Here is a 15,569-nt window from a genome sequence, read left to right as displayed (position 1 = left end):
AACAGATATACTTTTCATAACGTTGGCAAAAAGGAGCACTATGTTTATAGATTCTTCTATTAAATCAAAACACCACGCCATACAATCAAAATTGCTGTCACGCATAACAGCTGCGATTGTAAGCATTTTGCTAATTGTTTTCTTTTTTACCACAGTTGGTAATACCGCCACCATCTTGAGCAAAGTAGAAACAGTACGAAGCGACCCATATGCTGCCTCGGTTGCTGCAGGACACTTGGAAACCCGCTTCATTCAAATACGTACAATTGCGCTAAGTTCAATTTATATGAACATTCCCGAAGCAGCAGAAGATATGCAAGATGCTTTTGATGAAGCTAATCCACAAATAACTGAATGCATAAACGTCATTAAGGGCTGTCCGTCTGTTGACAAGAATCAAGCTGCCGAATTGGAAAACGGCTACAACGAACTTCGCCACCGCGAAGCTAAGTTGGTTGAGCTTTGCGAAGACCCCGCTATCGAAGCAGATGAAGTTGGCGAATATGTGAGTGTCAATTTCTATCCATTAGTAACAAAACTGCTAGACATAGATCTTCGGATTTTAGATGAATCTACTCGTGCAGTAGAAAGTGTTTATCAAACGGTTAACGATGCCTGTCGCCAAACTATATTCATATCTTGGATGCTCATAATAGCTGTAGTTGTATCGCTATGTGTTTATCTTACACTGTTGCATCGAAAAACAAAGAGCGAAGAAAGGCTGACCGAAAGCCTGCAAAACGCCCTAGAGTTTGCACAAAGCGCAAGTCGTGCTAAGTCTACTTTTTTGTCAAGCATGTCACATGATATACGCACTCCTATGAACGCCATTGTTGGTCTTACCGCCATCGCCAGCAATCATATTGACGACCGAGAGCGCGTGGAAAACTGCTTAGAGCGCATAGGAGTATCCTCTAGACATCTTCTTAGCTTAATAAACGATGTGCTGGATATGAACGAAATTGAAAGCGGCAAAATCAGCCTAAATGCCGAGCCGTTTTCAATAAAAGAGCTTATGGACGATTTGATTGCCATTGTGCAGCCGCAAACACGCGCAAAAACACTCGACCTTAAAATTGAGCCAATATCTGTTCAGCACGATATAGTCCTTGGCGACACGCTAAGGATTCATCAAGTTTTGCTAAACATTTTGAGCAATGCAGTGAAATATTCAAAGCCTAATGGCTGGGTACATGTGTTTATTTCTGAAGAAGCCACATCAGATTCGGAAATTTATAATTATTGTTTTGTTGTAGAAGACAACGGCATCGGAATGAGTCCTGATTTTATCGATAGCGTATTTGAGCCTTTCGAACGGGAACGTAATGAAATTACCTCGTTTACAGAAGGTGCTGGACTGGGCATGTCTATAACCAAAAACATTGTTGACTTAATGGGCGGAACCATAGAGGTGGAAAGTCAACTAGATATCGGATCGAAATTCACCGTTACAGTGCCACTCAAAATTACCGACGTACAAAAACCCAACGAATCAACAGAGCAAACAGAACCTAGCAAACTTAGCGGGCGCGTATTGCTTGTGGAAGACAACGCCCTAAACTGCGAAATAGCAACTGAGCTTATACAGTCGTTTGGCGTAGATGTAGACACCGCTAATAACGGTCTTGAAGCGCTAAAAACTATAATATCGGCAGAGCCCAAACATTTCGATCTTGTATTTATGGATTGTCAAATGCCACTAATGGACGGACTGGAAGCCACCAAAAAGATACGCATCTTCGAGCAACATAAAGGCTTCGCGCATATTCCAATTATCGCCATGACAGCCAACGCGTTTAATGAAGACCGTCAAAAAGCAATGGACGCAGGCATGGACGGTTTCATGTCTAAGCCAATTAGCATAATTGAACTAGAGAAAACGCTTCAGCGCTATTTAGAAAGAAACTAAATAGCGCGAATAAACTCCATTACAAAATCGGCGTTTTCCAGCATTATGTCTTCTGAAATGTTGTCTATCACATCGTCTGCTTGACCAAAATATGCAGGCTTGTTGCCATCTAAGCCAGCTAAATGCAGCGCTTGATATCCATTTTGGGCAGCGACACAAGCCGCAGAATTACGCCAAAGCATGTTTCCTTTACCAACACTTAACCCTAATGCCGCCGACGCCTTGCGTACATAGCGTTTCATACGAGACGACATCTTCACCGGGCGGAACATGCCTTCACGCTCTATCAGAGACAAGTTGCCCGCACCTAGTCCATCTAGGTCAACAATCATAGCTCCCTTTAACTCTGCTCCGTGCGCATCAATAAGGGCTTTTATTCCTGCATTGTCAGCCAATTCAGCACCTAAGGCAACGAACCATATTTCCATATTGATAGGTCCGTTGTGGAATTCTTGTACCGCTTCGCGCTCTTCAGCCAAACCTTTCAATGGAATATCGGCAAACGGATTTAACACTCTAGAAGAATCTGCCATCTCTTCATAATCGTCGACCATCTCGGTACCAGCAAAACGTGTGCGCGGGGTTTCTAAATCGTCTGCGCTGCGACGAGTGCGCGAATGGTCTTCCCCATCAGAGCTACCGGGCTTTATACGCGAAAGAGCTTCGCCTAAACGCTCTTTCGAGAACGCGCCACCATCCCAATCGTCTTCTTCGTCCCACGCACCATTAAAGCCTGCGCTTTCGTTCTGGAAACTTTCCCAACCACCGCGCTTCTTGCCTACCTTACGAGCGTCAAAATCTTCGTCTATGCCAAGCGCTTCAGTAAACGATTCTTCTTCGCGCTTCTTATGGCGGCGGAACTTACCAAACACGCGCGACTTCCGCGAAGACGGCATGTCTACATAACCCGGACCAGCCATTGCGCCCGATTCTGTAAAACTGTCTCCATAATCTGAATCGTCTGCATCGTCTATATAAACATCGTCCGGATCAACATTGGCTAGCAATTCATTGCCGACAGGTTCAAAAGCACCCGTAGCTCCACCTACCGTAAACGAACCAGCTTGACTTACATTTATTGCACCGTTTTGTTCATCCAAGTCATCATACGCTGAAACTTTTACACGTGTATTTTCGGCACTAGAAGGCGCGTCTAGCGACGGAATGGAAGCTGAAAGCGCTGATTGCCTTTCGCGACGCGCTTGTACGTCTGGAAGAACAGGCTCGTTTTGGATTTGGTCGTCGTTGTCTGCTGCAGCACTTTGCTTCTGGTTTACTGCCTGTATTGCACCTGTAAGACTAGGAAGCGAAATGGAGCGCCGCGGTCGCGGTTCCTGTTTGGCCGCCGCATTAGGTGCTGGTTCGGAAACTGCAGGCTGCCTTTGTGCTGTTGCAGATTGCGACACTGATGCAGACTCAGACTGTGTTGTTGCAGATGGTTTTACTGCTGCGTCCGGTTTCTCTTCAGCTATAGGCTGAGCAGCCGTTGTTGGCGAATGTGAAATTATGCGATCGGCCACATTGCCCGTTTGCTTAGTTTCGGAAATATTTGAATTTTCAGCATTCGCTAAATCGTCTAATGAAGCGCTGGCACTTGCCGTTTCATAATTAGGAGCATCAGTAGTAGAAGCCAAGAAGCCATCCACACCAGAAGGGGCATGACTATTAGAATGCTGAGCCGCGGTTTCTCCCATAATAGAAGCCCGCATAGCCGCAAGGCGCTTTTCTACTTCAGAAACTTGTCCCTTTTGTTGTTCTGCAGCACGGGCCGCTTCGGCTTCGCGAGCAGCGGTTGCTGCTTCCATAGCTTCCGCAAAGCGCGAACGCTGTACTGGTACTGAATCTGTAGCCGACTTGTTTGCCTTTTCGCGAGCGCGCTTGTACCAATCTGGCACGTCTGTGTTTGAAGAGTTAGATACAGAAGCCGCAACAGGCGAAGCTGGCACAACTTGCGTTGCAGCAAACTGCATAGATTGTGCAGAAGCAGGCTGAATAGGCTGTGCGGATGTGGGCTGAACAGGCGCAGCCTGATCGGGCTGCATATCAATAGCGCCCGGTGAAGCAATCTGTGGTGAACCTTGCGGTACAGCCGATACAACTTCTGCCGGCTGTTCTGTCGATTGCGATTGAGAACGTACCGCTTGAACTGCTTCTATTTCTGCCGATAAGTCCATTGGAGGCATAGCGTTGGTATTAGATGGCGACATACCGTCTGGTGACATTGCAGCATAATCCACTTCCGCATTTGCCGGCAGTAAGCCAGCTTCACGAGCCGCAGTTTCACCATGAATTTCAACTTCTTCATCTTTGTCGTATAAGCCAAGCCCTATGCGCTTTGCTACTTCCAGCATAACTGCAACGCCGGCAGCATTACAATTTGCGCCGTCATTATATGGAGCAGTTTGACGCAGCAAAAACGAAACAACAGGCAACAGCGCCCCTATAATGCCTATTACAACAAGAACATCAATAAAAATTAGTAGACCGCCTTCTGCTTTTGTAATCATGCGCAGCAACAAAGCAACGGGCACTATTACCATAGCAGCTAGTTCAACCCAGTGAATAATATTTAGGATGCCGCACAAACTAGATAGTTCGCGGGCAACTTTGCCAGAATCGTATCTAGCTATAAGAACCACTTTGCGCCGACGCGCAGTTGAAACCTGCTCACCGGTTTGCATAGGAATGTACTTTCCTATGACATTTTGGCTAACGCCGCGTTTCGACATGCGCGACAGCGGCGAAATTCCCATTACTTCAAGAACGTATAACACAGCCGTTATTGCGCACACTATTAATGAAGGTAATACCATTACTGGCAAAAACAATGTAAGAATTGCCAGCACTAGAGTAATTATGCAGCATATAATGCGCGGTAATTCGAAATTAGGATTGCAGTTGAATTCTTCAGACTGCACGTTTAAAGATGCCTCTTTTTGAAGCACATCTTCTATAACAAATGAAGCCTGCTGCTCTTCTTCTGTTCCTGCAGGCCTCGGGCCTATCGCTTGTGCCAAGCGGGCGGCATATTCTTGGACATCTGCCATTTATTGCGCCTTTCATAGCGTTGTATCCTACGTTTGGACACAATTACCACACAGTATACGCTAACACTAAAATGAACCCAAATTTATGATAGATAATCGCGAATGGCAGAACATGCCACCGTTACGCGCGCTAGTTCAGAGTTCCATTGGTCAACATATGGGGTTCGCGCTTTGTTAAAAGCCGCCGATACATCGTCCGACGGCAACAAGGTTTGCTCAGCCATTAGCGATGCTGCTTGGGTTTCCAATTGATTATATGTGTCGTTAGCTTGCTGAAGAGTGGTTTTGTCACGATCGATATAAGCCTGCATAGAGGCTATGGCAGACTCCTGAGCTTTAATGCGCAAATTGACATATTCTATATATGTCGAAACAACCGCATCGGGATCGGCTGGTGTTTCGGGCTGTTGTTCGTTTTGGTTATCAGTTAATGCTTCGGGTTGCTGCTCACTTTTATCCTCAGCTGACGCTTCGGGTTGCTGTTTGTTTTCATCTTCGGAAGACCCCGTTGATGATTGAGAATCGGTTGACTCTACCGCATTCGACAGCGTTAACACTTCATTTTGCACGGAATTTAATTTTTCACTAGCTGTCTGTAAAGCTGCTAGACATTCTTCCGACTTTGCTTTCGACGCAGCCGCGTTTTCGGCATTTATATTTGATGTTAGCTCAGTAGCTTCTCTTGCCAAATCGTTCGCATGAAGAATATCGCCTACGGCACTTTCCGCATCTGAATAAGCCTTTTGGGCTGGCAGCGCAAACTCCATGTCGCTTGCAGCCATTTGTATTAAATTGAGCTGCGCATTTATAGCCGCTAACCCCTGATTGGCGGCTTCTTTGTCTGCAGGAAGCGTTAGATATTGTTGCGCATCTTCTATTTCAGATTTTAGATCGTGAAGGCGTTTGTCGTGTTGGCTTGATTGCGTCTGCGCGGTTTTATAGTTTGACTCAAGGTCGGAATATGACTTAGTGCCAATGTTTTGCACCAAAGCATCGTTAATTGAATCGTTAAACGGCTGTAGCTGGTCGCATTCGTCCAGAACTTTTTGAAGAACAGACTTCGTATATGCCACATGATCTAACTGGCGCTGCACGTTTACCACAACAATAGAAGCCACAACGACCACTATCGCAGCCACAGCCAATGTTATTGCTGCTGCCATAAGCCGCCTGCCGCGACGTCGTTTTGTACGACGTGCGTTTAACTCTTCTTGCGGAAGTTCCCAAGCCGGACGTGCAGGAGAGCCCTGATCTTGCGCAGCAGCATTACTTTTTGCATGCAAAACACTGAACGATATTTCGTTCGATGTACCTTGGGTACTAGGCTTGATATGCCCTACATCACCTGACTTTTTTCTATTACCAAACATGTCTTCGCGACTTAGTCTTTCCGCATATCTTAGCGATTCCGCACCGCTATTTCCTTAATTATTTCTGCGGTTGGCATTATACGAACGTCGCAACTTGGCATCGATTTTAGGAACACTTTCCCGTAACCTTTTGACAGCAGACGCGTATCAGCCAATACCACTATTCCTTCATCTTCAGCTTTTCGAATTAGCCTACCTACAGCCTGTTTTACTTCTAATACCGCCTGAGGCAGCACCCATTTTCGCCAAGCCGCATCGTCGCGGGCGCTGCGTTCACATGAAAGCGGGTCGCTTGGTTTCGAAAAAGGAAGTTTGGGCAAAACAACACCGCGTAGTGTAGAGCCGGGCGCATCGAAGCCTTCCCAGAAACTTTTAAGCGCAAAAAGCGAAAGTGTTTCATCGGAGAGAAAGTCGTCGCGCAAGCCTTTTACTGAAACCCCCCAGCGCTGACAAACTAAGCGCAAATCTGCGGTTTTTAAATGTGGAGCCACTTCCGCAAAACAAGTATCCATTTCCTTGCGATTAGTAAAAAGAGTAAGCATTGAGCCGCCCTGCGCCACATGCAATTCCTTTAACAATTCGCACAATTGCGGAATGTACGCTGTAGCTGTAGGGTCAGGCAAATCGTTGGGTACATATATTGTCATGTTTGAATCGAAGTCGTATGTAGAGCCTAGAGCCAATGTTTTTGCCTGCGACTGAGGAGAAGTGTTTAGACCCATCGCTTCCATAAAAGGTCTGAAAGAATCAGCAACAGTAAGTGTGGCAGATGTAAAAACCACAGAATGTGTGTCTACATAAAGGGTTTCGTCTAATTTAGCGCCTACGTTATATAGCTGTGCCGTTATAGTGCTGCCGCCGCGATCGTGCTTTCTTGCTAAATTGGCTGAATACACATATATTTCCGATGGATGCACGAAAATAGCATCAGCTGCAGTTATGACATCTTTTAATTCATAAGCAACAGATGCAATTTCGCGCTGTACCACAGCAGCACCTTGTGCATCTTCCATATAACCAACAAGCTCTTGGCATACATTTACAAGTTTTTCGGAAGCGTCAATCAAAATTTGAGCCATTGCAATTAAGCTCTGAAACACTTCGCTGCGGCGCATTTCTTCATTAATCCACAAGTCAACGTATTCATAGCTAGATTTTTTCTGTGTGTCAAAATAAAGAAGGTCGCGAACATGGGAAGCAAATTCACTTTCCGCTTGCGAGAATTTTCTGCCAGCATCCTTCGCTTTTGAAGTTAGCGCATAAAACAAAGTGCCGAAATCGGCTTGCGATGCTTCCGCAGCAACTGTAGCCGACATATTTTCGCCTGTGCTGGCAGGACCTATTACGTTGCGCTCTGCTCGAACAAACACATTGCGTGCGCTTTCTTCAGCCGACACCCTAGCTGCTAAATTGTTGAGCGCGTCTACCGCCAATTCCAACGACAAAGCCCGGCGGGCTTCCATTTCGGCACTATGAGCCTCATCTATTACCCAATATCGTATTGGAGGCAATAATCCGTGGTCTGCTGCTATGTCGCAAAAGAATAGGCTATGATTTGTTACTACTATATCGGATGCTTCCGCTTTACGGCGTTGACCGTGCACAAAACACGCCGCACCAAAAAATGGGCATTTTCGACGCATGCAATCGTGACTTGTTGTGGTTATGGTGCGCCGTGGCAACAGGCGATAATCTATTTTCAAAGAATCCATGTCATCGTATTCAGTTTGCTGAATAAATGAAAGCAGCGCCGCTATGGCTGGAGCCTGCGTATGTTCTTCACCCTGCACGGCTACCATGCGCGCCCCTTCGCGCATAATGCGTTCAACCTTTCTCAAACACGGATAATGAGTAAAGCCTTTTAACGGGGCATATGTCAGAGTTTTTCCAGTGGTTTTTTGCAACGATTCAGAAAGGGCAGGCAGTTCGTGATAAATCAGCTGATCCAAAAGAGCATTACTTTTTGTGGCAATTCCAACATTTATGTTGTTTTGTAAAGCAGTAAGCGCTGCTGGCACCAAATATGCCATAGATTTACCAACACCAGTACCAGCTTCTACCACTAAATTATCAGAAGTAGCAAACGCCGTTCGCACAGCTTGCGCCATTTGCAATTGTTCATCTCTTTGGTGGTAGTCTTCAAAAATAGTACCAATAATGCCGGTTTCAGAGAACGCTTCGTCTATTTCGTTTTTAGTGGGAAATTCCAAAACCTCTGGTACGTTTATGCCTGCTCGTTGCGCCAATTCTGCCGATATCATTGTTGCCGCATCGTTTTTAGCTTTACCCATTTTCCGTGCCACATTCTGGCGTTCTTGTTTGAGCGAAAATGGTTCGATATGCGGCGATTCGTCGTTGGCTTCACCTATATTAAGGGTGGTTGAATTAGCTGGACTGGGCGTATTTTCATTTTGCAAATTGTTCTTTTGTGCCTTGTTCGCAAAATAAGCAAAAACAATACCTGTTGGCCATTCTGTAGGCGGCGCTAGTTGAGCGATTTCTCGAACAAGCGATGCGGGCATGGCTTCTACCGCTGCCAACAGTAGTCGATATAGCGCACATGTTGCTGCAACATCTTCATCAGCACGATGAGTAGACAGTGGAGCATCAAATGCACGTACAAGGTCTATCAATCGATGTGATTTCATGCGCGGCAGCGCTATGCGCGCCAGTTCCAACGAATCAATCCAAATATTTTCAAGCAAAGGGTATCCCGCTGGATGTTTTGTTGTAAAACTGCGATCAAATGCAGCGTTATGAGCAACAAGTTTCGCATCCCCTACAAATTCCACTAATCCAGCTAAAGCTGTTTGCGGGTCAGGAGCGCCTTCCACATCACTGTCGTGAATATTTGTAAGATGTGCTACTTCGTCAGGTATTGGCATGCCCGGATTAACAAAGGTTATATACCAATCTGTTATTATGCCGTGTTCAATACGGGCGGCGGCTATTTGGGTTAATTCGTCTTTACGCAACGAAATCCCAGTAGTTTCCGTATCTATAACGACTATATTGCGATCGAATTCGCCATAGTCAGCATTTTCAGCATTTGCTATAAGCGATGCATAGCGCTCTATAATTGCGGGGGACGTGCCGTCTAATATGAATTTCGCTATTTTATGAGGCATGTTGGCATTTTCCTACCTTTTGTGTTTAATACAGACTGATACACTATGCGGCATACAATGCGCCTGTTTATTATGTTTTACTGCTGCGTTTTCTATGTGCATGCTATTCTAATATGAACCGCATTCCTAACCATTATAGAACGGAGCGAATTTGAGCGACTACTTCGGCAAATACGCTGACTTTCAGACTATATCGAAAAAAGATGCTGGGCAATTGTTAGGCGCCGACAATATGATTGGTGATGTGCTTGATATTGTTTGTGAATTAGATGGCGGAAAACATTGCGCATGGCTTGTTAATAGATTTAGTAAGCGTATTGGCATGCTTGATCCGTCGGTTTCACGCGAAATTAGCCTTGCAGCTGCACGAGAAATGGAAACTCGCGCAGTTTTATCTTTTGTTGCGTTTACAGATCATCCTGACGAGGGTCATTATTGGGGACAAGTAGCAATTATATGTTACGCAAAATCTTGCGAAGATGCGTTTGGGCAATTTATAAAACACGTTTCCAAAATGATGGCTGATGGAACACGTATAGCTGTAAACCTTGGAAATGATGCTATTGCTCGCATTATTGAAAGTAATGGCGAATGGCTTCCCACCCAAACAATTAGTATGCCTGAAAAAACAAAGGGTACCGCCATTGTAAAGAGCCGTCGATCTATCACAGATAAGCTAATAGAAACGGGACGTACTGGAAACAAAGGATGTTTTGTAGTTAGCTGGGTTTTCCTATTAGCTTTAGTTACTGTACTTATTTTTGGGCTCAAGTCGTGCTTTTTTAGTGCGTAATTTAGTGCTTGGCTTAATAAGGCGCACTTTCTCAGCATATAGCTTGATACAGCGCTTTTTTATCAACGCCTAACCTAATGAAGTACACATTCTCAACGCCCAGCTTAATGCAGCGTGCTTTTTAATGCAGCGTGCTTTTTCTGCACCGAATATAATGGGTCGTTCTAATAAGTCGCACTTTTCGACGCCGGATGTATTTTTATACCTAACCTAAAACGGATGGTTCAAACTTAACATGCTTTATGCACGGTTTAAAGCATCTCTTATAAACCCGGTACACAGCTCTGGAAAAGAAATACCCACCGTTTTAGCTGCATCCGGTAATAAAGATGTTTGCGTCATTCCGGGTAGCGTATTTGTTTCCAACGCCCATGGTTGTCCATTTTTGTCCAATATAAAATCGGTCCTAGAAACCCCACTACACCCCAACACCTTATGCGCACACATCGCAAAACGCTGAATGGTTTTAGTTATATCTTCGTCTATCCTAGCTGGGCAAATATGTTCCGACCCACCGAGTGCATACTTTGCTTCAAAATCGTACGATTCATTTTTTGGCACAATTTCTATAATGGGCAGCGCCTTTAAATCTTTATCGCCAAGAACTACTACTGTTAATTCAGTTCCATTGATATAGCGCTCTACTAATACTGTATCGTCATATTCAAATGCATTATTTATCGCATTCTCAATAGCAGTAGCTCCTTCTTCGATATATACCCCAACAGAGCTGCCTTCTGAAGCCGCTTTTATCACACATTTGCATCCATTTTCATTACAACCACTAACCTTCTGTAATACTTCTTTTATATCAAACCCATCAGCCCTCTTTATAACAGCACATTGCGGTGTGGGAATTCCTGCATCTTTATAAAATAGCTTTGCTACTGTTTTATCCATACACGCCGCACTAGCCAAAACGCCAGACCCCGTATAAGGGAGTCCAACAGTCTCCAAAAATCCCTGCAACGCACCATCTTCACCACCACGACCGTGAAGACACAAAAACGCTACATCAAAACCCCCGTCTATTAAACGCTTTAGATCTTCCTTCCGAGCTGGATCTAATCGCTCTACATTAAAATTCGCATCTTCTAATGCTTTTTGAGCTCCATCACCAGATGCTAAAGATATTTCGCGTTCGCTGCTATTTCCGCCCGCTAATAAAGCAACTCTTATATTTTCTGGGTTAATTATATCATACATTTGTTCTACTTTCAACATCACTTATACATTTGGGTTATACATTTGGGTGGAAGTATAACAAAGCCTAATCGCTTATCTGAACACAATTTAATTAACTTTTTGTTTCACGTGAAACAAATTAGGCAACTCTCACAATTCTGTATTAACCAAATTAATTTATAAAAGCAATATTAAATGTTTCACGTGAAACATTTTTGTATAATGAACTTATGGATATTTATTCTTACAGTTTAGAAGAGCTTGAAGAAACGCTTACACAATTGCGTTTACCAAAATACCGCGCAAAACAAATTTATGAATGGTTACATACTCATAATGTTTCTTCTTATGACGAAATGACAAATCTTCCAAAAGCTTTAAGGGAGCAACTTTCTCAAATTTTTCCACTCTCCAAAACCGAAGTCATAGAATGTCTTCAATCTGAAGATGGAACGCGAAAATATCTACTTCAATTATCGGATGGATTAGTTACAGAGACTGTTGGAATCCCTTCAACTTCTTCAAATGATGTTTCTATTGATCAATTTGAATCTTTTAACACCCAAGAAGAATTGGCTGATCAAAGCATCACCCAACAAAATTTTAATAAACGACTTACTGTTTGTTTTTCTACACAAATAGGATGCCCTGTGGGATGTATTTTTTGCGCAACTGGTAAAGAAGGTTTTTCTCGTAATTTAAAAGCTCAAGAAATTATTGATCAAGTTACCTTTGTACATAAAGATTTTAATCAACGTATTAGTAATGTAGTTGCAATGGGACAAGGAGAACCTTTTCTCAATTATGACGAATTACTTATAGCATTACGCCGTTTAAATACTGATAAAGGTTTCCTTATTGGCGCACGACATATTACAGTTTCAACTTGTGGGATTCTTGATGGTATTAATAAATTTGCTGAAGAACCTGAACAGTTTACATTAGCTATATCACTTCATTCAGCAATACAATCTAAGCGTGATCTACTTATGCCGTCAATGAAAAATCAACCATTATCTAAATTAAAAAATTCTATCCAAAACTATATTGATATAAAAAATCGCCGTGTAACATTTGAGTATTTAATGATTAACGGATTAAATGATGGCAAAGAAGATCTTTTAAATCTTATAAATTTCTGTGAAGGATTACTTTGCCACGTAAATTTAATTCCTCTTAATGCAATTAATGCGGACCTAAAACGCTCTCCAATGAAAATTATTCAAACATGGATTAAAGAATTGGAATTGAATCATATTTCGGCAACTATACGTAATTCTAAAGGCTCTGATATTTCTGGAGCATGTGGACAATTAAAACGTAATCGTATCTAAAGTAAGCAACTAAAATGTTTCACGTGAAACATTTTAGTCTTATATATTGTCTCTTATTAAAAAGCCATCTTTTGATGGCTTTTTAAATATTAAGAAACAGTAGCTATCAATTCTTCAAATAGTCTTTTTAAATCAGTTTCATCTTTAAATTCAATCTCTATTTTGTTCTTACCATTAGAAGATTTAACCTTAACAGGTGTTTTTAAAACATCTTTTAGAGCCTTAGCAACTGTCTTGAAAGTTTGAGGTAATACATCTTTTTCTCTCGCTCTTTCGCCGGGTTTTAACGACATAAGTCTAGCTAAAGATTCCGTTTCTCTAACAGTAAGTTTTTTCTCTTTTAACTTTTCAGTTAGCTTTTCACGACCCTCTTTTGACTGAATAGATAAGATAGCTCGTGCATGACCAGCTGTAATTTTGTCCTCAAATAAAAGTTGCTGTGCGTCTTCTGGTAGCTCTAATAATCTCAAAGCATTTGCAACCGTCGAACGCCCTTTTGACATTGATTGAGCTATATCAGCCTGTGTCATCTTTTTTCTATCCATAAGGCGCTTATATCCATAAGCCTCTTCAATCGGATTCAAATCTGAACGCTGTACATTTTCGACCAAAGCTAATTCAAGTGCTCTATCGTCATCCACTTCTTTGATACGAACAGGTACTTTATCTATACCGGCTAATTTACACGCTTGCCAACGGCGTTCCCCAGCAATAATTTGATATTTATTATTACCTATTGGTCTTACAAGAATAGGTTGTAACAATCCGTCCTGTTTAATAGATTTAGCTAATTCTTCTAATTCATCTTGTTTAAAATTAGTTCGTGGCTGATCTGGATTTGGAGATATATCACTAACAGGTATTTCATCCATTCTTTTCTTAACAGCAGCTAGTAATTCTTTTTCTGAAAGAATTTCGCTACTTTTATTCAGATATGAGTTGGGCTCTACTTTATCTTCTCTAACGCTTTCTTTAATAATTTCAACTTGAGAATTTTTCATAGATGTACTCGTAGATGTTTCACGTGAAACATTCGCGTAGTCAAAATCTTCCTCATATTCAACTTGATCGCGTTTTGTAGTGCGTTCTTGGGGCTGTTCTACGGGACCACCCATTAAAGAACTTAATCCCCTACCTAATCCACTTCTCACTGGTTTAGCCACGTTCTATCACTTCCTTAGCAAGTTCCATATAAGCAATTGCACCTTTTCCACGAGGGTCATACTCAGTTATAGGTTGTCCAAATGATGGTGCCTCTGACAATTTTACCGTTCTAGGAATAACAGTATTAAAAACTATTCTTCCGAAATACCCTTTAACTTCATCTACAACTTGATTAGATAAAGTGGTACGGCTGTCATACATAGTTAATAAAACACCATAAATATCTAAAGTTGGATTCAGACGCGATTTGACACGTTTCATTGATTCAAGAAGTTTTGTCACACCCTCCAATGCATAAAATTCACATTGAATGGGAATAAGTAGTTTATCTGCAGCAACTAAAGCATTTACTGTGAGAAGCCCTAAAGATGGGGGACAGTCTATCAAAATAAAATCATATTTGCCGCGCATAGTACCTACAGCATCTTTAAGTCTATTTTCCCGCGCCATTTCCGATACTAACTCAACTTCAGCACCAGCAAGGTTAATAGTGGCAGGAACAACATCTAAACCATGACATATATCTGGAATAATTACGTCTTCTATTGGACAGTCTGCAAGAATAACATCATATATGCATCTATCAACAAGAGATTTTTCAATTCCTAAACCACTAGACGAATTCCCTTGTGGGTCTAAATCTACAAGTAAAACCTGTTTCCCTAGTTCACCGAGGGCAGCAGCCAAATTAACCGCAGTAGTAGATTTACCAACTCCGCCTTTTTGATTAATGATTGCTATAATTTTTGTCTGTCCAACAACTCTTTTAACAGGATTTTTTTCTTTATATGACTTAATTTCACGATGAGAAGAAATATCTTCCTGTGGATGAGTTATATCACGAATAACCACTTCGACATCTTCAATAGGATCTGTAATTTCTTCTACTGAGTTTGACTTAGAACTACTGCGTTTACGACCATCAAGCAACCCCATATAAAACTCCCTTCAAGGCTGTTTCTAACGAGTATATCAAACGTAACTCTAATAAATGTTTCACGTGAAACATTTATTAGAGTTATTAGAGCTATATAATTGTTTCACGTGAAACAATTTTTTAATGTTTGGAGCGTAAGGCCGCAAATAACGTATTTGATAAATCATTACGCCTTCTCTTAACCGCCTGATCTATAGTTACGCAAACCCCTTCAAACGATTCCTTTATATCTGTATTAGTAAAACGTAGAACTTCTATTTCTTCCATTTCTAGATATAAAGTTCTAATTTCATCATATCTAATGGCGCGAGTGTTGTAATGAGAATCTCCATCCAATTCTATACATAATCTAACTTTATTGCAGTAAAAATCAAGAATATAATTTCCTACAACTTTTTGTGCACAAAATCTTGGTTCATACTCTCTAAGGAATTTGTACCATAATTTCTTTTCTGCCCATGTCATATTATTCCGTAATTCTTTGGCTCGTTCAGCCATAATGTGACGATGTGAACTACACATATATATCCTTTCTCTCAGATATATAAAGTGTAGCAATCAAACCTTACAGAAATATAATACGGTTCAACATAAAAATCTTGTTTAGACCTTGCAAAAACCTTGCATGAATCTAACAAAAATCTTGTATTAATTCATTAAAAACCTTGCATAAAACTTACAGAAATCTAACAAGAATCTATT

Annotated in this window: 10 protein-coding genes; 3 read left to right on the top strand and 7 right to left on the bottom strand. The window is 42.0% G+C overall.

Annotated features, from left to right (window positions below; genetic code table 11):
* The first annotated feature begins 40 nt into the window (after positions 1-40).
* Positions 41-1,909, top strand: coding sequence for an ATP-binding protein (locus G7Y37_RS06950; RefSeq protein WP_165062747.1), 1,869 nt, complete (start codon positions 41-43; stop codon positions 1,907-1,909).
* Here G7Y37_RS06950 and G7Y37_RS06945 read toward each other — a convergent pair.
* The 3 genes from G7Y37_RS06945 to G7Y37_RS06935 all read right to left on the bottom strand — a co-directional run bounded on the left by G7Y37_RS06945 (position 1,906) and on the right by G7Y37_RS06935 (position 9,454).
* The gene (locus G7Y37_RS06945) at positions 1,906-4,956 is read right to left on the bottom strand and encodes a hypothetical protein (RefSeq protein ID WP_165062746.1); all 3,051 of its coding nucleotides are present in this window, start codon (positions 4,954-4,956) and stop codon (positions 1,906-1,908) included. The two genes, G7Y37_RS06950 and G7Y37_RS06945, sit on opposite strands and share 4 nt — an antisense overlap.
* Positions 4,957-5,039: 83 nt before the next feature.
* Positions 5,040-6,326 (bottom strand): hypothetical protein, encoded by a 1,287-nt coding sequence (locus tag G7Y37_RS06940; RefSeq protein ID WP_165062745.1) that lies wholly within the window; start codon positions 6,324-6,326, stop codon positions 5,040-5,042.
* Positions 6,327-6,355: 29 nt separating this feature from the next.
* Entirely contained in the window at positions 6,356-9,454 is a 3,099-nt protein-coding gene (locus G7Y37_RS06935; RefSeq protein WP_165062744.1) for a helicase C-terminal domain-containing protein, read from the bottom strand.
* Between the two features lie 151 nt (positions 9,455-9,605).
* Between G7Y37_RS06935 and G7Y37_RS06930 the strand changes: the two genes are divergently transcribed.
* A complete protein-coding gene (locus G7Y37_RS06930) occupies positions 9,606-10,247 on the top strand; it encodes a hypothetical protein (RefSeq protein ID WP_165062743.1) in 642 nt (213 codons plus the stop codon).
* A gap of 240 nt (positions 10,248-10,487) precedes the next feature.
* On the opposite strand, the gene G7Y37_RS06925 is transcribed toward G7Y37_RS06930, so the two are convergent.
* Complete coding sequence (locus G7Y37_RS06925; protein ID WP_165062742.1) at positions 10,488-11,453, bottom strand: D-alanine--D-alanine ligase; 966 nt, start codon at positions 11,451-11,453, stop codon at positions 10,488-10,490.
* A 209-nt stretch (positions 11,454-11,662) separates the two neighbouring features.
* On the opposite strand from G7Y37_RS06925, the gene rlmN reads away from it, so the two are divergent.
* A complete protein-coding gene (gene rlmN / locus G7Y37_RS06920; protein WP_165062741.1) occupies positions 11,663-12,766 on the top strand; it encodes a 23S rRNA (adenine(2503)-C(2))-methyltransferase RlmN in 1,104 nt (367 codons plus the stop codon).
* A gap of 89 nt (positions 12,767-12,855) precedes the next feature.
* Here rlmN and G7Y37_RS06915 read toward each other — a convergent pair whose 3' ends face one another.
* From G7Y37_RS06915 to G7Y37_RS06905, 3 genes are all read right to left on the bottom strand, one after another.
* Complete coding sequence (locus tag G7Y37_RS06915; RefSeq protein ID WP_241156051.1) at positions 12,856-13,929, bottom strand: ParB/RepB/Spo0J family partition protein; 1,074 nt, start codon at positions 13,927-13,929, stop codon at positions 12,856-12,858.
* Entirely contained in the window at positions 13,922-14,866 is a 945-nt protein-coding gene (locus G7Y37_RS06910; protein WP_165062740.1) for a ParA family protein, read from the bottom strand. Before G7Y37_RS06910 ends, G7Y37_RS06915 begins: the two co-directional genes overlap by 8 nt.
* Before the next feature lie 121 nt (positions 14,867-14,987).
* On the bottom strand, positions 14,988-15,389 hold the full coding sequence (locus tag G7Y37_RS06905) for an endonuclease domain-containing protein (RefSeq protein WP_165062739.1): 402 nt from the start codon (positions 15,387-15,389) through the stop codon (positions 14,988-14,990).
* Between the last annotated feature and the right edge of the window lie 180 nt (positions 15,390-15,569).

This window comes from Adlercreutzia sp. ZJ154 (genome assembly GCF_011039055.1).
Lineage (GTDB): Bacteria > Actinomycetota > Coriobacteriia > Coriobacteriales > Eggerthellaceae > Adlercreutzia_A.
This window is presented reverse-complemented; position numbering and strand designations above follow the sequence as displayed.